Raw genomic sequence first — 20,854 nt, 5'->3', positions numbered from 1 at the left:
CTTGCTGCTCGTTTTGACCCCCTGTGCGTATGGGCAGGACAGTTCCTTGCGGTCGTACCCCTTTCCTTCTATCGGTCTCGCGCTCGGAATACCAGACACCTGGGCTCCGAGCCAACTGGTGACGACGACAAAAGCACAGTTCTTCGCCAAGTTTGGGTGGAAGTATGGGGGGGAAGATGGGGGAGACCTGTGGAGCGCATTCGGCAGCTTTAGCCATGTCGATGTGGATTCCAGCCTGGTGCCGTCGGATTCCGCCTACAGCACGCATTTCCTGACGCTGTTCGTCGAGCGCTCGCCCACTCTGTACAGAAAGTGGCTTTGCCGGCTCGGCCGGCGGTCCCTCATGACGGATATCGACGAAGTGAAGGCCGGCACGACGGTGGTGTCCGAACGCCGCTTGCCCGCCCCGTCCCCATCCGCCGATCAGGTGGGGATGTTTGGGATTGGATTTACGCGCATCGCCGCTGGTGCTCGCCTGCCCACAGTGGGTCGCGCGTACGCCTTTGTCCACCGCGACATGTGTTATTCGATCAAGATCGAGAGCACATCGGCAAGGGCCGGCGATAACGAGCACCTCCACGATCGGATGTTTCGCACCTTGAAGCTGGTGGAATGACGCGTGTTGCTTCTGGCCCGGGGTTGGCGTTTCTTGCCTTTACTCCGCGTATGACCCACCCGAGTGGTGCGACGTGCATTTTTCTGGGTCCCCGCCTGCGCGGAGCCTGCCCCCGGCTTTGACCGGGGGAAGACGAACAGGGAGCGTGCGGCGGAAGCCAGTATGCGTCGTGTTTCAACTCCTGATTCGCATAATACGCAAATCCCAACAGGTTCTTGACCAGAAACAAACACGATGAAATTCGCTATGCGCGTCCTCCTTTTCGGATTCTTTGCCCTCGGCCTTGGTCTCCAGGTCGCCTGCGCCCAGCAGCCGGCCACCCCCGAAGCGCGGCTTGCGGCGCTGGGGATCGAATTGCCTCCGGTGCCGGCTCCTGTCGCCTCCTACATCCCGGCAGTGCGCACCGGCAACCTGGTGTTTTTATCCGGCCAGGGCCCCATCGCCGATGGGAAACCCATCGTGACCGGTAAAGTGGGCGCCGACCTCACGGAAGAGGAAGGGTATGAGGCAGCACGTACGACCATTCTCCGGTCGCTGGCGGTGCTCCGCGCCGAGATTGGCTCGCTCAACCGGGTGAAGCGAATCGTGAAACTCACCGGCTGGGTAAACAGCGCGCCCGGGTTCACACGGCAGCCCTGGGTGATCAACGGGGCGTCGGACCTGCTGGTCGAGATCTTTGGCGACGCCGGCCGGCATGCGCGCAGCGCCATCGGGGCGAACGAGTTGCCGCTGGATATCCCGGTCGAGATCGAGATCGTGGTCGAAGTGGAATAACCAATCATCAAGCCGGCGGCCCGACGAACTTCGCGAGGGTCTTCTCGAGATTGTGGCTGCGCAGGATGGCGCCCCGGGCGACGATGACGCCCTCGGGATCGATGAGGAATGTCGACGGGTAGCCGGTAATCTGGTAGGCATCGACGATCTGCCGGCGCGTGGGGTCGAGTTCATGCTGCACCACCTGCGTCCACTCCAGGCCCTCGCGCTCGATAAACGCCCGGAGGTCGTCCGGGTGGTCGTTTACAGAGATGGCGAGGATGTCGAACCGATCGCGCGGGTAGGCGGCGTAGGCCAGTTTGAGGAACGGTATTTCGCCGAGGCACGGCGGGCACCAGGTCCCCCAGAAGTCGACCAGCACGTAGCGGCCCCGATACGTGGCTAGTTGGACCGTTGATCCGTCCAGGGTCTCTCCCGTAAAATCCGGCGCCAGCCGGCCGACGCGGGGCCCCTCGCCGGGAGCAGGTGCTTGCGGCTGGCAGCCGGGGAAGACCGCGGCGAGTACCATGAGCATCAAAAGCGGCAGATAACGCATCGTAGAAATAGTTGGTGCAAAGTGTCCCCGGGCTCTTCTCTTATTCGTCACAGGGTATCTACGTTCTCCACAACCTATCGAGGTAATTCGATGAAAAAGTTCATGCTGATCTTCCGGGGCCCAGACTACAACGAACAGGAGTATACCGCCGAGGAAAACCAGGAAGTGATGGGCAAATGGTTCGCCTGGGTGGATGAGCTCAAGGCTCAGGATCGGTACGTCGCCGGCGATGCGCTGCTTCCGACGGGTAAAGTCGTTAAACGGAATCACACGGTCACCGACGGCCCTTACGCCGAATCGAAAGAGCTCGTCGGTGGGTTTTTTGTGATTCGCGCGACCGATATAGCCGACGCGATCGCGCATTGCGACGGTTTTCCAGACTACGGCATCGGCGGCAGTGTCGAGGTGCGCGAGGTTGTTGTATTCGATATGTAATGCCCAACGAGCCACATCGTGAGCTGGTCGACCATCTTTTCCGGCAGGAGCAGGGAAAGATGGTCGCCGTGCTCACCCGCATTTTCGGGTTTGAGCAACTCGAGCTGGTCGAGGATGTCGTCCAGGAAGCCTTTTTGAGCGCCCTGCGCGCGTGGCGCGTCCGTACCCCGGACAACCCCGCCGGCTGGCTGATGCAAGTGGCCAAAAATCGGGCGATGGATCAGCTGCGCCGCGGCCGGCTGCAGGTGCGCCAGGCGGCGATGATGGAGCCGGCGGCGTTCGTGGTGCGCGTCAACGAGCTCTTCCATGAAAAGGAACTCGCCGATAGCCAGCTCCGCCTCATGTTTGCCTGTTGCCACCCCGTCCTGGAGGAGCGGGACCAGATCGCCTTCACCCTTCAGTTGGCCTCCGGCTTCGGGGTGAAGGAGATCGCGCGGGCGCTGCTTATGCACGAGGAGACGGTCAAAAAACGCCTCCAACGGGCGCGGAGCCGGATCAAGGAAGCCGGCGTTCAGCTCGTCATCCCCACCGGAACCGAGCTGACCGCCCGTCTCGACGCCGTGCTCCAGGCCCTCTACCTCACCTTCAACGAAGGGTACTATTCCACCACCTCCGAGGAAGTCATCCGCCGCGACCTGTGCGCCGAGGCGATGCGGCTCACGAAGCTCGTGTGCGAGCATCCGGTGACGGACAGCACCGACGCCAACGCGTTGCTCGCGCTCATGTGTTATCACGCCGCCCGCTTCGACAGCCGGCTGGGGCCTGATAATGAAATCATCCTGCTCGCCGACCAGAACCGGTCAACCTGGAATCGCGAGTTGATCGGCGTGGCGCATACGTACCTGGCCAGAGCGCAGCCGGACTTCTCGCCCTCCGTCTACGTCCTCGAGGCGGCTATCGCCGCCCAGCACGTCATCGCCCCGACGTACGCCGAGACCTCCTGGACAACGCTTCTGAAGCTGTACGACCTGCTTGAAAAGCGGAAGCCAAACCCGATGGTCCGACTGAATCGGGCGGTCGTGCTGATTGAGATGGGCGAAAACGTCGGCGCGTTGCAAGCGCTCCAGGCGCTGGACGAGGCGGAGTTGACGGGCCACGAACACCTCTACCATTGTGTGTTGGCGCAGGTGTACGAGCGCCTTGGAGACGGGGCGTCGCGACTCAGTCAGCTATCGCGTGCGCTGGAATTTGCGAGAGGAGATCAAGAACGGGCATTGATTCGCAGGCGGATGGGGTCGTTTATTGGGTGATCATTTATCCAATCTCACCAAGCCCTCATCCCCATGGATCGTCGCGAACTCATCAAAGGCATCGGCCTTGGCGCCGCCGCCAGCGCCCTGGGGCTTCGGCCCTCTCACGCGGAAGCGCTCGCCGGCGCACCGCGCGGCCTCCCACCCGTCAAAATCACCAACGTCCGCGCCATCGCTACCGCACCCGACGGGATCGAACTGGTCGTCGTAAAGGTCGAGACCAGCGAGCCGGGGCTGTATGGACTCGGCTGCGCCACCTTCCGGCAGCGCGCGCACTCTGTGGTCTCGGCCGTAAATCAATACCTCAACGACTTCGCCGTCGGCCGGATCGCGGACGACATCGAGGATGTGTGGCAGTCGGCGTACGTCAGCTCCTACTGGCGCAACGGGCCGGTGCTGAACAACGCGTTGAGCGGGCTCGACCAGGCGCTGTGGGACATCAAGGGCAAACGCGCCGGCATGTCGGTCTACCAGCTCCTCGGCGGACGCTGCCGGTTCGCGGTCGACACGTACGCCCACGCCGGCGGAAGCACGCCCGAGGCCGTCGCAGAGCAGGTGAAGGGGTTCATGGACCAGGGCTTCCGACACGTCCGCATCCAGCTCGGGGCGTACGGGGCGGCCAACCTGTCGGGCGAGCCGGATTTTAAACGGCACGGATACGGGATGCCGGCGGACAGCTATATGGACCGCCACTATTATCTGAAAATGATCCCGGAGCTGTTTGCGCACGTCCGCGAGGTCTGCGGCGACCGCGTCGAACTCCTGCACGATATCCACGAGCGGCTCCAGCCCAACGACGCCATCAACCTCGTCAAGGCCCTCGAGCCCTATCGGCCGTTTTTTATCGAGGACCCATTCTCCCCGGAAAACATCGGCTTCTTCCGGCTGCTGCGGCAACAAACGAGTGTCCCGCTCGCCATGGGGGAGTTGTACAACAACCCGCACGAGTGGATCGGGCCGATGTCCGAGCGGCTGTTCGATTATATCCGGATCCACATCTCGCAGATCGGGGGCATCACGCCGGCGATGAAGGTGGCGCGCCTCGGTGAAGCGTTTGGCGTGCGGACCGCCTGGCACGGGCCGGGCGACGTGTCACCGGTCGGCCACGCCGCCAACGCCCACATCGACCTCGCGGTGTGGAACTTCGGCATCCAGGAAGCCGTCCGGTTCTCCGATCGGCTGCGCGAGGTCTTCCCGGGCGCGCCGACGATGGACAACGGCTACATGATCGTCAACGAAGCGCCCGGACTCGGGGTGGATATTGACGAGGTGGCGGCCGCTCGGTATCCGATCCCCGAAAAGGTAAACACCGACTGGACGCAGATCCGGAGCCACGACGGGACGCCGATCCGGCCTTGACGCCCTCAAACCCTGGCGAAGTATCTCGATGAATCCGCAGAAGGTAAATCGCTCCCGGCTGAACCGACTCACCGATCTGCCGAACATCGGCAAGGCAAGCGCCGGCGACCTGGTGCTGCTCGGCATCGAATCCCCAGAACAACTGGTCGGGAAGGATCCGTTCGAACTCTACGATCGGCTCTGCCACCTCACGGGGCTACGGCAGGATCCATGCGTGCTGGATGTCTTCATCTCTGTCACCCGCTTCATGGCCGGCGATGAACCGCGGCCCTGGTGGGAGTACACCGAGGAACGCAAACGCCTGTACATCGAGGCCGACCGATGAGCAGGCGCCGCTGGAACGCTCGACCGGCAATGCGGAGCGGGCGCTCGTCCGAAGCAGGCTCGGGTCTGTAAGTGCAGACCCAATGTATGTACGTTGTATTGGTGAAGGTTAAGCTGTGTCGGAGAGCTCGGAAGGCGGGCTAGTGTAATTAATGAATGGCTTTGGGCGACGGTCACGTTGACACTTGTGTTTGTAAAACATTAATTACGTTCTGGATGCAGTTCGTACACACGTTGTTGTTTCCTGTCAACAGGGCAAAAAGGAGCCCATGTGTTACCGGGCACTAGTCAGGAAGCCCAAACGATGCATCAAACAGATCTTTATTCCGTCATTTTGCTCCCCTTGCATCATCATCTGCCACATCTCAACAAGAGGATCTACCATGCAAAAGCAGAGGATACTACTCGCGCTTATGCTCTTGTCGTACGTTTTCCAGCCACTGTCGCAGGTCCACGCGCAACAATTGAGCAGCGATGCAACGGCGAGATTCATTAAGGAGCACGCACAAGCACTGGGTATAACGCAAGCCGATTTGGCTAGTCTGGTCGTGACCGACCAGTATGTCAGCAAACACAATGGCGTCACCCACATCATCCTTCAGCAGTTTTTTGAAGAAGTCCCGGTTTTTGGCGCACAGATCAATTTGAGTATCACCGCTGAGGGCCAGATCCTCCATGTGGCCAATCGGTTCAGGCCGGAAATTGCGAAATCCATACGGAGCAAGACGCGATCCCTCGGACCGCAGGAGGCGGTGCACGAAGCGGCGCGCAAACTGGAACTCGAAGTGAGCGAGACGCTCACAATCCAGCCGACGCCTCGGAACCTCGCCCAACGGAAAGCCAGGTCTCCTTATGATGTCGTGTTGAGTCGTGGAGGCATCGCGCTTGAGCCCATCCGGGCCGATCTGGTGTACCTGCCGACGACGACGGGGGAAATTTACCTGGTCTGGAATGTGGGTATCTACTCGGAAGACGGCCAACACTACTGGAGCAGCTTTGTCGATGCGATAACGGGAGAGGTGATTCAGACAACGGACCTTGTGGTTCACGAGCATGGCGGGGTGTTTGAAGACCCCGCGACGAGTTTTGTATCCCAGGTGCGCGAGTATGTGGCTCAAGTGCCTATGATTCCGTACGCGCATACCCTTCCATCGGCCCCTTCAGCCGCACCGCCAAACGGAGGTTCCTACCGGGTTTATCCGGCCCCGGTCGAAAGCCCAAGCCACGCAGGCAATCCCTATGTGGACCTGCGCGAGCTCGTATCGAACCCGGCGGACCCCATTGCTTCTCCTCTTGGCTGGCACAAAGACGGGACGACTACTTTTACGACCACCCGGGGGAATAACGTCCACGCCTACACCGACGTCAATGCAGACGGCATCCCTGATCCCGGAAGCGACCCGAGTGGCGGTAGCAATCTCGTTTTCGATTTTCCGCTGGATTTTACTCAAGGGCCGGCCACTTATCGTGATGCCGCCGTCACCAACCTCTTTTACTGGAACAACCTTACCCACGATATCGCCTACCAGTACGGCTTCGACGAAGCGGCTGGTAACTTCCAGACAAAAAACATAGGTAATAAAGGCCTGGGCGGCGACTACGTGCGCGCGGAGGCTCAGGATGGCAGCGGCACCAACAATGCTAACTTCTTCACACCGGTCGACGGTCTCCCGCCCCGGATGCAAATGTTTGTCTGGACCACAGGCCTTCCCAACGAACTCGTCGTGGGTGCCCCGGTCAACGCAACCTATGCGATGAGTGGCGCGGCGTTTGGACCAGCTCTAAACCTGACAGGTGTGTCGGGCGCGATCGTGGTCGCAGATGATGGCTCCGGCACGACATCGGACGGCTGTGGGTCGCTGATTAACGCTGCAGCCATCGCCGGTAATATCGCCCTCATCGACCGGGGGACCTGTTCCTTTGTGACGAAGGCGCGTAACGCGCAGGTTGCCGGCGCTACTGCCGTGGTGATCGTCAATAACGTTGCCACTCCGGCCGTTATTACCCTGGGCAACGATGGCACTGGCGGCGACATTATCATCCCATCGGGTATGATCAGCCTGGCTGACGGAGCGGTCATCAAGGCGGCAATACCGGTAAATGGAACCGCCCGGAGTAACACGACAAATCCACCAGCCAGAGACAGCGATTTCGACAACGGCATCATCGTGCACGAGTACGCGCATGGGATCTCGAACCGGCTTACCGGTGGTCCTAGCCAGAGTACTTGCCTGGCCAATTTTTTGGTCAATGGACAGGTCGACGGCGAGCAGATGGGCGAAGGTTGGAGCGATTACTTTGCGTTGATGCTCACGGACTTAAATGCTGACAACCGCGGCATCGGCACCTATGCTGTTTTCCAACCTCCGTCGGGAGGCGGGATTCGTCCTTTCCTCTACAGTACAAGTACCGCCATCAACCCTTCAACCTACGCGACGATCAACAGTCCCACGATTACAGTGCCGCACGGTGTTGGCACCGTCTGGGCAACGATGCTCTGGGATATGACACGTGCCCTGATCGACCAGCACGGCTTCGATCCAGACCTATACAAAGGTGATGGGGGAAATAATCTGGCTATTCAGCTCGTCACGGATGGGATGAAGTTGCAGCCCTGTAACCCAGGCTTCGTCGACGGTCGAGACGCGATCCTGGCCGCTGATGCCGTACTAACGCGAGGCGAGAATACGTGCTCGATCTGGACCGCATTCGCCAAAAGGGGCCTCGGTTACAGCGCTGACCAGGGAGCGTTTTTCACGCGGTTCGATGGGACGGAAGCTTTTGACCTTCCGCCTCTCTGTGGCTTGATCGCTGAAGTCGACGCGCTCCTTAGCAACGGTACGCTCGATAATGGGCAACACAACTCGTTGCTCAGTAAGCTACTCCAGGTGCAGGAGAAAATAGCAGAAGGGCAAACGAATGTTGCGATCAATGTCCTCAACGCCTTCATTTCCGAGGTCAACGAACTCGTCACTGAGGGGGTGTTGACGGCGGCACAGGGTCAGACATTAATCGATGGTGCGGCGGCAGTTATCGTTCAACTGGGCGGATCGGCCCCGGTATCGAAACTTGCCGAGGCCCCCGCTGAAATGTCGCTGTCTCTTCAGGCTGATTTACCGAAGGAATTTGCGATCGAACAGAACTATCCCAACCCATTCAATCCTACGACGCGAATTCGCTTCGCCCTACCCGAGGCGACAGTAGTTCGTCTATACGTCTACGACGTGATGGGTCGTGAGGTAGAACGGCTTGTAGAAGGCAACATGCAGGCTGGGTACCACGAGGTGTCCTTCGGGAATGATCAGCTTCCCAGTGGCATTTACTTCTATCGTATCGAGGCAGGCACATTCGTTGATGTTAAGCGGATGGTGCTTGTCAAATAGGCATCCGTGATCCTGTAAGGTGTCACCTTTTCAGGTTCTTGGATGTAGTCACTAAGGGGAGAAACCCATGGCGCTGTATCACGGCGCCATGGGTTTACCTATTTTGACCCCATGGGAGGAGGCCGGGTGCGGCTTTCTTTTATGCATACTCACGGGCGCTCTCCGGCACGTCGTCACTTTTTCAGTAGATCCCAATGTCCATGGAATCGCACACGACGAATTACAGCCATACGTTTATCGAGATCGCGGAAGACTGCTCGATTGATGAAGGCGTCGTTCCGCCGCTCAAAGGGGAGAAAAAGTCCGTCGCCAACCTCCAGTTCGAGATGGTGATCGATGAGCCCTATCGGTTCACCTCCGACGATGTTATCTATACCGTTTTTGCACGCCGCAACGAAGTGACGGAATCGGAGTGGGAAGAGCAGCGGCAGGCGTTTTTCTCCAAAGGCCAACCCTGCTTGCGTGCCTCGCCGCTGACCAAAACCTATGGCTGGGGGGTACACAGCGATGCCGACGGGAAGGTGGCGCTGTACGCCGCCGGCTCGGCGGAGTATGAACGGTTTCTTGCGGACGATTCGATCGTCAAGGTAAAAGCCATGCGGTCGAAAAAGGCCTGACCGAGTTCTTGTATACCGGGCGCGTTTCCTGCGCCGGCGTTTGCCCACCTCCAACCCATGAACCCCTATGCAAAAAGAGTCTCGCGAAGCCACCATCGAAGCCCTCTCGGCGCTTCTAGCTACCAGCTATACACTCTACCTCAAGACGCACAATTACCACTGGAACGTCACCGGGCCGATGTTTACGACGCTCCATACCCTGTTTGAGACGCAATACACGGAACTGGCGCTGGCAGTTGATGAGATCGCCGAACGGATCCGTTCGCTGGGCGCGTTCGCTCCCGGTAGCTTCACGGCGTTTAAGAAATTGAGCACTGTTCAGGAGGAAACCGGTCGCCAGGAGGCGAAAGCGATGATACGCATACTTGAGGCGGATCAGGAGGCCCTTGCGGAGGTGGCTCGGCGCGTGATCGAAGAGGCGGAAGCCGCCGGGGATCAGGCCTCGGCCGACCTGGCTACGCGCCGGCTGGACATCCACGAGAAAAACGCCTGGATGCTACGGAGTCATCTAGAGTAGATTTGCTGGCCTCTCCGCTTATGCCCCGAAACATCGAAATCAAGGCCCTGATTGACGACCTCTTCGCGATTGAGCGCCTCGTCGCCGGCCTGGCGGACACCGGCCCGGTCCCCATCGCCCAGGACGATACGTTCTTCACCTGCCCCACCGGCCGCCTCAAGCTGCGTGTTTTTGCTTCGGGCGAGGGCGAACTCATCTTTTACCGCCGTGCCAACGAGCAGGGGCCAAAGGAGTCGTTTTACATCCGCTCGCCCGCGCCCAACCCCGATAGCCTCCGCGAAGCGCTGGGGCTGGCATACGGCCTCGCAGGGCGGGTGATTAAGCGCCGGACGCTGTATCTTGTCGGGCGCACGCGGATTCATCTGGACCGGGTCGAGGGGCTGGGGTCGTTTTTGGAGTTGGAGGTTGTGCTGGTGGACGATGAGCCTACCGAGGCCGGCGTGCGCGAAGCACACGATTTGCTCGAACGGCTTGGCATCCCGAGATCCTCGCTCTTGGAAACCGCGTACGTGGATCTGCTCACCTGAACCCCCTGGCATGGACCCCATCACGGTACTCGGCATGGTCGCGGCGGTCTGCACGACCGTCGCCTTCCTCCCGCAGGTCGTTAAGAATTGGAAGCGGAAGACCGCCGGCGACCTGTCGTTCGGCACCTTCGGCCTGTTCAGCATCGGGCTCGGGTTGTGGTTGACGTACGGCGTGCTCATCGACAACTGGCCGATTATCCTGTCGAACCTGATCACCCTGATTCTCAACGTCGCTAACCTCGCGCAGATGGTGTGGTACCGCCGGCAGGCTCGAACAACACCGCCCGCCGGCTCAGTCTGACCGGTTTTATCCTCCATCCTCATCCACCTGTTTCCACGATATGAAGCTCCTCTACGCGCTGATTCTGCTGATCCTCTCCGGGTACTGGCAAGCCCCGCTGGCCGCGCCGCGCGACACCTACCCTAAAAATCACGACATCGATATCCTGAATTACGCCTTCGAACTCACCCTCTCCGACGAGACGGACGTTATCCGGGGCGTGGCGACGGTGGACGCGCGGTACCTCGCCGCCGGGCAGACGGCGATGCGCCTGGATCTGATCGAAGTACGCGATGGGAAGGGGATGCGGGTCGATCGTGTCACCCTGGACGGGGCCGCGCTCACCTTCCGGCATGAACAAGACCAGCTCTTCATCACCCTCCCGACAGCCCCTGAAGCGGGCGCGCGGATCCAGGTGATGATCGAATACGCCGGCGTGCCGGCCTCGGGCCTCAAGATCGCCCCCAACAAATACGGCGACCGCACCTTCTTCAGCGACAACTGGCCGAACCAGACGCGCCACTGGCTGCCGACGGTCGATCACCCGTACGACAAAGCGACGAGCGAGATGAAGATCGTCGCGCCGGCGCGGTACCAGGTGGTGTCGAACGGATTGTTGATCGAGGAGAGTGACCTCGGCGCCGGCGTGCGATTGTCCCACTGGAAACAATCGATCCCGATCGCCACCTGGCTCTACGTCCTAGGTGTCGCCGAATTCGCCGTTCAGCGCGTCGGGACGTACGGAGGGAAGGAGATACAGACCTGGGTGTACCGCCAGGACCGCGACGCCGGGTTTTACGACTTCGCGGTGCCGACCATCCCCGCGCTCGCGTTTTACGAGGCCAACGTCGGCCCCTACTCCTACGAGAAGCTCGCCAACATCCAGTCGAACAGCGTTGGAGGAGGCATGGAGGCCGCTTCGGCCATCTTCTATGGGGATAATTCCGTCACGGGCGACCGGTCCCGTCGGTGGCAGAACGTGATCATCCATGAAGTCGCCCACCAGTGGTTTGGCAATGCCGTCACGGAAGCGGATTGGGACGACGTGTGGCTCAGCGAAGGGTTCGCGACGTATTTCACGCTCCTCTTTCGCGAGCACTACTACGGCCAGGACGATTTTGTGGAAGGACTGAGGGAGTCCCGCGACCGGATCTACACCTTTTACCAGGACCGTCCGGACTATCGGATCGTCCACGACAACCTGAGCGACATGAGCCAGGTCACCACGAACATGACGTATCAAAAGGGCGCCTGGGTGCTCCACATGCTCCGCGTCCTCGTGGGAGACGATGTGTTCTGGCGGGGTATCCAGTCGTATTACGCCGAGTTCCAGGATCGGAACGCCACCACGGCCGACTTCCGCCGGCACATGGAGGAGGCCTCCGGGCAGGACCTCGATACGTTTTTTGAGCAGTGGCTCTACCAGGGCGGCGTGCCGTGGATCGAAGGGGGGTGGTCTTTCGACAGCCCCAGGAAAGAGCTGGTCATCTCCGCGCAGCCGGTGCAGCAAACGTATGTGTTCCGACTGCCGATGACGTTCGAGGTCCGGTACGAGGATGGCACGCACAGCCGGCACCAGCTCGATATGGCCGGCAACGCGACGGCTTCCCTGACCCTCACGACCGAAAAGGCCGTGGTCGATGTCGTCCCCGATCCCGATACTGAACTGCTGGCCCGCTGGACGTTCGAACGCCGTTAAACCAGCCATGCATTAGTATGAAACCCCGCATCAGTATGATAACCATCGGCGTGCGCGACCTCGCGGCGTCGATCCGGTTTTACGAACAGGGCCTCGAACTGCCGCGCATCGAGTCGTCGCCTGGTGTCGCGTTTTTTAACCTCAACGGCACCTGGCTCAGCCTGTACGGTTGGGACTCACTCGCCGAGGACGCCATGGTGCCGGCCGCCGGCAGTGGCTTTCGGGGGGTGACCCTGGCACACAACCTCGCATCGGAAGAAGAGGTCGATCGCCAGATGGCACAGGCCGTCGCCGCCGGCGCGACGCTGGTCAAGCCGGCGCAGAAGGTGTTCTGGGGAGGATACTCGGGATACTTTGCCGATCCCGACGGGCACCTCTGGGAGATCGCGTACAACCCGTTTACATGGATCGGGCCGGCGGATTGAGGGATGTGACAGTACGATGTCATGCACAGGTTCGTAGACTGTCTCGCCGGCTCATCAACCCAACCGACGCCATGAAATACGACTTCGAACTGGAGATCCTCGCCCCGCGCGATCGGGTCATCGAGTTGTTCGACAACCCGCAGAACCCGCTGATCTGGCAGCCTACACTGCTTCGATTCGAACATCTGTCCGGCGAACCCGGTCAGCCCGGTTCAACATCGCGCCTCGTCTATCGAAGGGGAAGCGGGGAGTTCGAAATCATCGAGACGATCACCGCGCGTAACTTGCCCGATTCGTCCAGCGGGACGTACGACACGAACGTGGGTACGACACTGATTCAGAATCGGTTTGTCGACCACGGGGAGTCGACGATCTGGCAGCTCGAGACGGACTATACGCCGGGTGGCATCATGAGGCTGCTGTTCCCTTTCATGCGGGGCATGATCGAAAAACAGACACGGACCACGGCCCAGCAGTTCAAGGCGTTTGTGGAAATGCAGCCCGCCAACGGGGGATCGATTGAGGTATCGCCATGAACGACACCGTACGAAACGCCTTCATCGAAGCGGCCGTCGTCCCGCTGGACGGGAGTTCGCATGCCTCCGGCTCGCTCGATGTCGCCAGAGCGCTCCTCCTCGCCCACCCGTTGCTGGCCGAGATGGATATCTATACCGCCGCGCTCCTCGGCGAGGCAGAGCGTGTGCGTCAGCTTCTGCGGCAGGCCCCCCTTCTGGCTACCACCCCGGGATCACTCCTGGGATGGGATCCGCTCACACACCTCTGTTTCTCGCGTTTCCTGCGCCTGGACGCGACGCGGTCGGCCGGCTTTGTCGAGGCGGCGCGGGCGCTGCTCGATGCCGGCGCCAGCGCCAATACCGGCTGGCGGGATACTGTCCATTACCCGGAGCCGGGGTGGGAGCCCGTGTTGTACGGCGCGGCGGGGGTGGCGCGGCATCCGGGGGTCACACGCTTGCTGCTGGAACACGGCGCGGACCCGGACGATCTGGAGACGACCTACCATATCCCCGAGGGCTACGACAACGCGGTGATGCAGGTGCTCGTGGAGATCGGTAAGCCCAACGCCGGCAGCCTGGCGGCGATGCTGCTCCGAAAGGCCGACTGGCACGACGAGGCCGGCGCACGTTACCTGCTGGCACACGGCGCAGATCCCAACCACATGACGCGGTGGCACTTCACGGCGCTCCAGCAGGCCATCCGGCGGGACAATGTGCTCGGGATCATAGACGCGATGCTGGAGCATGGCGCCGATCCGACCCTGCCCGGGGGAGAACATGGCGCGAATAGCGTTGCCATGGCGGCTCGCCGTGGCCGCGGTGATGTGATGAGGGCCTGCGATGCGCGGGGATACGATGGATCGCTGACGGGCGTGGACGCCCTGATCGCCGCCTGCGCGCTCGGCGATACGTCGCGCATCGAGGCGCTGGGGCATGGAGATGCCCTGGCCGGGCTTCGCGCCCATGGGGGGTGGCTGTTGGGGGCGTTCGCCGGCAACGCCAATACGGAAGGGGTGTTGCGGTTGCTTGATCTGGGCGTGCCGGTTGAAGCATCGTACCCCGGCGACGCCTATTTCGATATCCCACCCGGTAGCACGGCGCTGCACGTGGCCGCGTGGCGCGCGCGGCACGAGACGGTCGCCGCCCTCATCGAACGCGGCGCCCGGGTCGATGCCCGCGATGGCCGGGGAGCCACGCCGCTGATGCGGGCGATCAAGGCGTGCGTGGATTCGTACTGGATGAGCCGGCGCTCGCCGGCGTCGGTGGAGGTGTTACTGCGCGCAGGTGCGTCCAGGGAAGGCGTCCGGTATCCGTGTGGGTACGAGGCGGTGGATGTGTTGCTTGAAAGATAGACCACGAGGGAGGTCTAATTGGTTTTGAGGGGCCATATCGAGACACGCCTGGTAGAAAGAAAACGAGGCGCCGCCGTTGCCGGCGCCGCCTCGTCTGGTTTCTACAAGTTGAAACGCGAACCTTTATTTGACCAGCGACAGCGAAAACACGCTCTGTTCGCCATCCTGGAGCATCCGGAGGTAGTAGACGCCCGTCGGCAGCTGTTGCCCGGAGAGATCCGTGCCGTTCCAGCGGTACTGGTAGCGGCCGGCCTGGAGCACGTCCTGGCGAGCGAGCACGGCCACTTCCTGGCCGAGCACGTTGTAGATCCGTAGGTCGATCTCGCTGCTCTGGGTGAGCTCGATGTCGATCGTCGTTTCCGGGTTAAACGGGTTCGGGTAGATCGAGAGCGCTTCGGCTACTTCCACGGCCGCGCTGGCGGGGCCGTTTTCACACTGGGTGGTGACCACGTTCGCGCTGGCATTGTACGTATAGCCCGCCTTGGTCATGTTGGTCACCGTGAAGCACCACTGCGTCCCCGGGTTCGAGAACTTCTTGGACTTTAACGTAGCCGTGCCGGCGGTGCCGGTGGTAGCCTTGGCCGAACCGCTGTTCGGGCCGGAGTAGTTGGCGCTGACTGTCGCGCCGGCGATGGGCTTGTTGCCCTCGTCCTGGACAAGCACCACATCCTGCCCGAGGTACTGTGATCCCTTCACAAGGACCCGTGTCACGGTTTGCGCGGCGACATGGAGCCGGGTCGAGGTGGTCACCGACGTTACCGTGATCGACACCGAGGCCGTGGCCTGGGCGCCGTCGTCGTCAGTCACGGTGAGCGTCGCTGCATAGGTGCCGGCCGTGGCATAGGTATGGCTCGGGTTGGCCGAAGTGGAGGTGCCACCATCTCCAAACGCCCAGCTATACGAGGCGATCGTTCCATCGGAATCGCTCGAGCCGGCCGAGCTGAAGGTGACCGCAAGTGGCGCTGTTCCGGATAGGGGTGTGCCTGAAGCAACCGCTGTCGGCGGCTGGTTCACCGTTCCGCCGCCCGACTGCGTAAAGTGGAAAACGGTCAACGGTGAAAGGCCGATCACGGAGACGCTGTTGTCGGCCCCAAGATGGATGCCCACACCGCTCACCGAGACATCGGTATAATGCAGCCAGGACTGCGTACCGTCGAGGAGGTATTTGAGGGTGACCGTTTTCAGGTAGCTCACGTTACCCGAAGCAGGGCCAGGGCCACCGGTGCCGGTGACGTAAACGGCATCGTCCGAGCCGATCCGGAGGAAGCGAGGGTACTCGTCATTGAAGGTGTGCTGGTCATACCGATTCGACCACAGCAGCGTACCACTCGGGGAAATCTTGTTGGTCATCCAGTCCAGATACGCCTTGCCGGGCAGCGGCGAAGCGTACCCCGTCGAAAGGATGTTGCCCTGAGAGTCGATTCCCATCCAGTCGCCGACATTACCCGGGTATGTGTTGGCCCAGAGCAAGTTGCCCGTGGCACTGTACTTAGTGATGCCCATCTGTACACCGCTGGCTCCGGTCCAGTCCACTCCAGCGACCACCACTTCGCCCGCAGGCGTAAAGGCGACCGCATTGCCCGACCGATGCTCGAACGTCTTGGTCCATACCACGGCGCCGTTTGTGTCGAAACGCCCGAGCAACATCCAGCCGATCACGCTGCCCACGACGGCGACATCGCCGGCCGGTGTCACCGCGATCGAGTTGGCGGATTCGATGCTCGTGTAGTCAAGGGTCATTACCTGTGTCCATCGCTCCGTGCCATCCGGGGCGATTTTTTTGACGACGATATCGTCCGTCCCATACCAGGCGCGGCCGACCACATAGATGTTGCCGGCGGCGTCGAGCTCCGTGCGGACGGTCTTGCCCCGCGTGAACGCGTACTCTCTATTCCAGATCAGCGTACCCTGCGCGTTGTACTTGAGCACGATCCATCCGGAGGTGCTCGAGTCGTCGCCGGATCCGCTGCCGTATTGAGTCCCCGTCACGATGAGATTGCCGGAGGGGTCGAGGTTGATCCAGGTGGCCTTAAAGATCCCGATCGTGGGCGTATACCGCTGTTCCCACACAAACTGGCCGTTCGGGTCGAATTTCGCGGTGCTGATGTATCCGTACAGATGGTGGCCGGCGGTGTAGGTGTTGCCGGCTGCGTCCTGGACGATCTTCGCGCCCGTGTACCAGTAGTATTCGGTCGCCGGCATCGTGGCCTGCCAGGCCAGAGTAACCTCCTGCGCGCGTGCGACCAAAGGGGTGAAAAAGACACTAGAAACCATGCAGAGCGCCGCGCACCAGACGGCCCTCCGCGCAAAAATAGAGCGGGTTTTCATATAGGTAAGCTCCCTGATAATGGAAAGGTCAGAAACGCACACTACGCATTGTAACGGGGCCGCAGGAAGAAGGGGTGGTGCTAGTGCCGATGAAGTGGATCCGGCTTCGCTTGGGAGCGACGTCCTGCGCGCTGGTTTCAGTTGTGCGGAACTGGAGTCATAGTACGACCCAAATGGGCGTTAGAAGTAGTAGTTTATATGAGAATGGCATGAGACACCCCCTGTTTTGTCTGCCGTGTCGTACACTACACGCCCACCCATCCGGGACGAAAGGGCCCCTACGTGGTATGATTGTCCGAAAACTGGGTATCACGCGTATCCTGTGCATGGCTGCACTGGTCATCGGAATCGGCGGCTGCCTGGTATGGGACGTAAAAGACGGCGATTCAGGCGCAGAGGTCGCGATCATCCCCGGTACCTGGGTGCATGCCTTTGAGGAGGACGGCGCCGATGGCATACAGGTGTACCGCCCGGACACCTACCGGGACTTCCCGGCCAGTCGGTTCCGGATGCGTTATGTATTTCGCCGGGGTGGGCAATGTGAGTGGTATTTCCTGGCGCCAACGGACGGCCATTTCATGAAGCCGGGGACGTACCGGATCGACGGAGACACGCTCAAGGTCCAGCAAGACGCCTATGAAGTGGCCTACCGCATCCACGCGACACAGCCTGATGTGCTTCGACTGGAGCTTCTTCCCAACGAATACATCGGGACGGGATCAGCGCAGTAGGGATCAGTACTGATGAAACGCCTGCGAGACGAAACGCAGCACTTCGGGCAGGGATTCGCGCCAGTACGTCCAGGTGTGCCCTCCCTGACGGACGCGGTATTCGTGGGGGACCTCCTTTTTGCGGAGGGCGATGTGGGTGAGGGCGTTGCCTTCGTAGAGGAAGTCGTCGTCCCCACAGTCGATGTACCAGCGGACGGATTTGATGCTGTCCGCCGGCAGGTCTTCGATCAGCGACAGGGTGTTGTGCCGGCGGAAGTAGGCTTCGATCTGGGCGTCGGAGAGGCCCGATAGATCAACCTGTTGCTGTTCGAGCCGGCTCTTGAACGCCGCGAGGTCCATCACCCCGGTACTGGCGCTGAGCGGAGCCGCCGAGGAGAAGAGGTCCGGCCGGCGCATGGCATACATAAAGGTGCCCCCGCCGCCCATCGAGAGGCCGGCCACCGCCCTGTATCGCTTCTGCCCCTTGATTCGGTAGGTCTTTTCGACATGCGGCATCAACTCCTCGAAGAAGAAGTCCTCGTACCGCCACTCGTTCCGGATGTCGTTGAAGTAGCCCCTGCGGCCGGTGTTGGCGTCGGGCATGACGATGATCATCGGGGTAGCCACGCCTTCCCGAATGGCTTTGTCCGTTATGTTGAGCACCTCGCCGAACTGCACCCATCCAGTCTGGTCGTCGCCGCCGCCGTGGAGCAGGTAAAGCACCGGGTAGCTCCGCTCGGAGGTCTCATAGTCCGGCGGGAGGTAGACGGCATATTTTCGTTCGCCCTTAAGTATCGTGCTCTCGAGAGTGAGATTGTCGAACACCTTTCCCGACTGCGCGAAGGCGGCGGGTACAAGCACAAGCAGGAACAACGATAGAAGAAGGCGGCGGCACATATGCAAGTGGGTATACTTGGGAGAGGATATGTGGATGTTTAAACCTGAGTGTGTAAACAGTGCGTTAATAGTAGAGCACCCAAGCGCAATACGCAACGCCGCGGCCGGCGCGACCGCCGGAAGCGGCACGATCACGGAACTGGATGCCGAGCATATTACCGGCACGTTTTCGTTTGTCGCCCCTGCCTCTCCGGGTTCAACGGCGACGGGTACCCGGACGGTCACGGAAGGGGAATTCGATATCGAATTCAATACCGTAGCGCAATGAGTTATTTCAAGTGCTGGTCAAAAAAGGCGTGGACGACGTCCATGACCGCCGGCGTCCAGAAGCGCACGCCATGATCGGCGCCAGCGATTTTGTAGAAGGTGACGTCTTTGCCGGCGTCGCACAGTGCCTCGTAGCGTAACACACTCTGGTTAAACGGTACCAGCGAATCCCGATCGCCGTGCATGATCAGGGACGGCGGCGCGGGTTTATTGACGGCAATGTGGGAGATGGGGTTGTAGGCGCGCACATGGAAACCGTTGGTTGCGCCCGGAAAATACATCACCAGGGCCAGCGTTACGCGGGGCGCTTTCCGATGAATACGACCAGATCGATGTCGTCTATTTCGGAGTGCTCGAATGGAACAGCGGACGCCTCGAAGCCGGCTTCCTCGATGAGCCGGAGCCACAGAGCGTGCGGGAAGAGGCCTTCAATGTGCCGGTCGTGCACAACCTCGACGTGGTCGCCCTCGCGGAGCATGAACGCGTAGTCGACGACATAGGTTGTATCGGATGGATCGGGATCGTACATCCATTCCAGGTAGCGGAGCCCACGGCCATCGGGGCCGTCCTCGCCGCCCATGTCGGCCCCCACACGGAAGGTTTCGCTGGTGAAGTCGGGTGCGAAGAGCGCGACTCCGCCGGGGGCACAGTGGAGGAACGCGGTTTCGAAGGCGCGGCGGAGATCGTCCTCCGTAGTCATGTAGCAGATCGCGTCGTGGATGAAGACGGCGTCGAAGGTGCGTTCGAGTCGGAGGGTACGCATGTCGCCGATGATGTGCTCGCAGTCCGGGTTCAGCCGGCGGCTGACATCGAGCATGCCTTCGGCGGGTTCGACCAGGGTGACCTCCAGGCCGGGTTTCATGTGGAGCGCATTATTGCCGCCGCCACTACCGACTTCGAGCAGGGTGCGGATCCGGCGGGAGCTGGCGCTGTGCAGTTGGGAGAGATAGAAGGCGGCCTCCTCGGCGTAATCCGCCGCCGCGGAGAACAGGGGCCACCAGTTGGCGAGCTCATCATAAAATCGATTCTGCGATGGACTCGTGGATATGCTCATGGCATCGGTGGCAGTTGTGGGGACGATAGCGTAGCCGTAAGTTAGCAATCGGTCCTCAAACAAGCGGTTATGCCATGCGATACGGTCTCCTCGTCCTTCTGCTGTTTGTCGCGCCCGTCGTCGGGTTCTACTTCCGGGGCAGCAGCACGCTCGATCGGTTCGGCGGCGTCACGTATGCTATCCACACTTCGGACACCCGGGGTATTCAGACCTTCACGCCGCCGACGACCGGGCGGGGGCAGGATTGGATGCTGGTTATTCGGGATACGTCGACGGAGCCGTAGGTCGGATTTGCGCAGCGTAACCTGACACGCTCATACCATGCGCCGAACCCATCCACCAAAGCCGGATAGGAATTCGTGGATAAAATCACGTGTGGTCGAGTCTTTCAGACGGAGCGCGTCGTCGAATTTTGAGGCTGCCTGCGAAACGGCTACACCCGGGTGAGGGAAGACCGAGGCGAGCATGGCAAGTAGATTGGTTTTGAGGTTTTCCTGGCCCCGCATGGTTCCACTGGCACCTTGAGAGGCTCCCATGATCGCCGCCGGCTTGTATACCATCGGCGACTTAAACCCGGGGCGCGACGCCCAGTCCAGCGCATTTTTGAGAACACCTGGCACGCCGTAATTGTATTCCGGGGTGGCGATGAGAACGCCGTTCGCATCGGTGATGGCTGTTTTGAACCGGCGCACAGATTCGGGTCGCCGCTCGTCCGTGTCCAGATCGCCGTTGTAGAGCGGGATATCGGACAGGTCGAATACGGTGATTTTGAGGGACTCAGGGGCCAGTTCGGCGGCGGCGTTGAGCAGGGCGCGGTTAAAGGAGCGCGCTCGGAGGCTGCCGGCGAAACCGAGGATATGGAGAGGGGATGACGTCATGTCGTGATTGTTGTCTAAGTACATTCACGTAAATCCTGTCGGATTATCGTGAGTGGTTTCAGGTTAAGGGTTCACAAACTGTTGAGATTTCTACAATACAGGGCATCGTCAT

At 60.8% G+C, this 20,854-nt stretch carries 23 protein-coding genes; 17 read left to right on the top strand and 6 right to left on the bottom strand.

Annotated features, from left to right (window positions below):
• Positions 1-118: 118 nt before the first annotated feature.
• Entirely contained in the window at positions 119-616 is a 498-nt protein-coding gene (locus tag SH809_15620; protein MDZ4701138.1) for a hypothetical protein, read from the top strand.
• Between the two features lie 246 nt (positions 617-862).
• Entirely contained in the window at positions 863-1,390 is a 528-nt protein-coding gene (locus SH809_15615; GenBank protein ID MDZ4701137.1) for a RidA family protein, read from the top strand.
• Positions 1,391-1,397: 7 nt separating this feature from the next.
• Here SH809_15615 and SH809_15610 read toward each other — a convergent pair whose 3' ends face one another.
• A complete protein-coding gene (locus SH809_15610) occupies positions 1,398-1,904 on the bottom strand; it encodes a TlpA disulfide reductase family protein (protein MDZ4701136.1) in 507 nt (168 codons plus the stop codon).
• 111 nt (positions 1,905-2,015) lie between these two features.
• On the opposite strand from SH809_15610, the gene SH809_15605 reads away from it, so the two are divergent.
• The 13 genes from SH809_15605 (at position 2,016) to SH809_15545 (ending at position 14,608) form a co-directional block, all read left to right on the top strand.
• Positions 2,016-2,360 carry a YciI family protein gene (locus SH809_15605; protein ID MDZ4701135.1) on the top strand — a complete coding sequence of 115 codons (345 nt, stop codon included), beginning with the start codon at positions 2,016-2,018 and terminating at the stop codon, positions 2,358-2,360.
• Entirely contained in the window at positions 2,360-3,610 is a 1,251-nt protein-coding gene (locus SH809_15600) for a sigma-70 family RNA polymerase sigma factor (protein MDZ4701134.1), read from the top strand. Before SH809_15605 ends, SH809_15600 begins: the two co-directional genes overlap by 1 nt.
• Positions 3,611-3,643: 33 nt before the next feature.
• Positions 3,644-4,969, top strand: coding sequence for an enolase C-terminal domain-like protein (locus tag SH809_15595; GenBank protein MDZ4701133.1), 1,326 nt, complete (start codon positions 3,644-3,646; stop codon positions 4,967-4,969).
• Positions 4,970-4,997: 28 nt separating this feature from the next.
• Complete coding sequence (locus SH809_15590) at positions 4,998-5,294, top strand: helix-hairpin-helix domain-containing protein (protein ID MDZ4701132.1); 297 nt, start codon at positions 4,998-5,000, stop codon at positions 5,292-5,294.
• A 382-nt stretch (positions 5,295-5,676) separates the two neighbouring features.
• Entirely contained in the window at positions 5,677-8,676 is a 3,000-nt protein-coding gene (locus SH809_15585; protein ID MDZ4701131.1) for a M36 family metallopeptidase, read from the top strand.
• A 194-nt stretch (positions 8,677-8,870) separates the two neighbouring features.
• Positions 8,871-9,293: a DUF6157 family protein gene (locus SH809_15580; GenBank protein ID MDZ4701130.1), complete on the top strand. Its 423-nt coding sequence runs from the start codon at positions 8,871-8,873 to the stop codon at positions 9,291-9,293.
• 67 nt (positions 9,294-9,360) lie between these two features.
• Complete coding sequence (locus SH809_15575; GenBank protein ID MDZ4701129.1) at positions 9,361-9,810, top strand: Dps family protein; 450 nt, start codon at positions 9,361-9,363, stop codon at positions 9,808-9,810.
• 20 nt (positions 9,811-9,830) lie between these two features.
• Positions 9,831-10,337, top strand: coding sequence for a class IV adenylate cyclase (locus SH809_15570; protein MDZ4701128.1), 507 nt, complete (start codon positions 9,831-9,833; stop codon positions 10,335-10,337).
• A 10-nt stretch (positions 10,338-10,347) separates the two neighbouring features.
• Positions 10,348-10,638 carry a SemiSWEET transporter gene (locus SH809_15565; protein MDZ4701127.1) on the top strand — a complete coding sequence of 97 codons (291 nt, stop codon included), beginning with the start codon at positions 10,348-10,350 and terminating at the stop codon, positions 10,636-10,638.
• A 40-nt stretch (positions 10,639-10,678) separates the two neighbouring features.
• Entirely contained in the window at positions 10,679-12,316 is a 1,638-nt protein-coding gene (locus SH809_15560; GenBank protein ID MDZ4701126.1) for a M1 family metallopeptidase, read from the top strand.
• A 17-nt stretch (positions 12,317-12,333) separates the two neighbouring features.
• Positions 12,334-12,741, top strand: a complete 408-nt coding sequence (locus tag SH809_15555) for a VOC family protein (protein ID MDZ4701125.1) — start codon at positions 12,334-12,336, stop codon at positions 12,739-12,741.
• A gap of 71 nt (positions 12,742-12,812) precedes the next feature.
• Positions 12,813-13,277 (top strand): SRPBCC family protein, encoded by a 465-nt coding sequence (locus SH809_15550; protein ID MDZ4701124.1) that lies wholly within the window; start codon positions 12,813-12,815, stop codon positions 13,275-13,277.
• A complete protein-coding gene (locus tag SH809_15545; GenBank protein ID MDZ4701123.1) occupies positions 13,274-14,608 on the top strand; it encodes an ankyrin repeat domain-containing protein in 1,335 nt (444 codons plus the stop codon). The genes SH809_15550 and SH809_15545 overlap by 4 nt, the downstream gene beginning before the upstream one ends.
• Before the next feature lie 123 nt (positions 14,609-14,731).
• Here SH809_15545 and SH809_15540 read toward each other — a convergent pair whose 3' ends face one another.
• Positions 14,732-16,936 carry a PKD domain-containing protein gene (locus SH809_15540; protein ID MDZ4701122.1) on the bottom strand — a complete coding sequence of 735 codons (2,205 nt, stop codon included), beginning with the start codon at positions 16,934-16,936 and terminating at the stop codon, positions 14,732-14,734.
• Between the two features lie 287 nt (positions 16,937-17,223).
• Here SH809_15540 and SH809_15535 point away from each other — a divergent pair, with 287 nt between their 5' ends.
• Positions 17,224-17,667, top strand: coding sequence for a hypothetical protein (locus tag SH809_15535; protein ID MDZ4701121.1), 444 nt, complete (start codon positions 17,224-17,226; stop codon positions 17,665-17,667).
• A 3-nt stretch (positions 17,668-17,670) separates the two neighbouring features.
• Here the strand turns inward: SH809_15535 and SH809_15530 are convergent, their stop codons facing one another.
• The 3 genes from SH809_15530 to SH809_15520 form a co-directional block, all read right to left on the bottom strand.
• Positions 17,671-18,507 carry an alpha/beta hydrolase-fold protein gene (locus SH809_15530; protein ID MDZ4701120.1) on the bottom strand — a complete coding sequence of 279 codons (837 nt, stop codon included), beginning with the start codon at positions 18,505-18,507 and terminating at the stop codon, positions 17,671-17,673.
• A gap of 305 nt (positions 18,508-18,812) precedes the next feature.
• A complete protein-coding gene (locus tag SH809_15525) occupies positions 18,813-19,091 on the bottom strand; it encodes a prolyl oligopeptidase family serine peptidase (protein ID MDZ4701119.1) in 279 nt (92 codons plus the stop codon).
• 14 nt (positions 19,092-19,105) lie between these two features.
• Entirely contained in the window at positions 19,106-19,864 is a 759-nt protein-coding gene (locus SH809_15520) for a class I SAM-dependent methyltransferase (protein MDZ4701118.1), read from the bottom strand.
• Positions 19,865-19,938: 74 nt separating this feature from the next.
• Between SH809_15520 and SH809_15515 the strand changes: the two genes are divergently transcribed.
• On the top strand, positions 19,939-20,148 hold the full coding sequence (locus SH809_15515) for a putative collagen-binding domain-containing protein (protein ID MDZ4701117.1): 210 nt from the start codon (positions 19,939-19,941) through the stop codon (positions 20,146-20,148).
• A gap of 30 nt (positions 20,149-20,178) precedes the next feature.
• On the opposite strand, the gene SH809_15510 is transcribed toward SH809_15515, so the two are convergent.
• Positions 20,179-20,742 carry an NAD(P)H-dependent oxidoreductase gene (locus SH809_15510; GenBank protein MDZ4701116.1) on the bottom strand — a complete coding sequence of 188 codons (564 nt, stop codon included), beginning with the start codon at positions 20,740-20,742 and terminating at the stop codon, positions 20,179-20,181.
• Positions 20,743-20,854 lie beyond the last annotated feature (112 nt).

The sequence above is a fragment of the Rhodothermales bacterium genome, from assembly GCA_034439735.1.
Lineage (GTDB): Bacteria > Bacteroidota > Rhodothermia > Rhodothermales > JAHQVL01 > JAWKNW01.
Note: the sequence above shows the minus strand (reverse complement) of the source record. Positions and strands in the feature narration are given on the sequence as shown.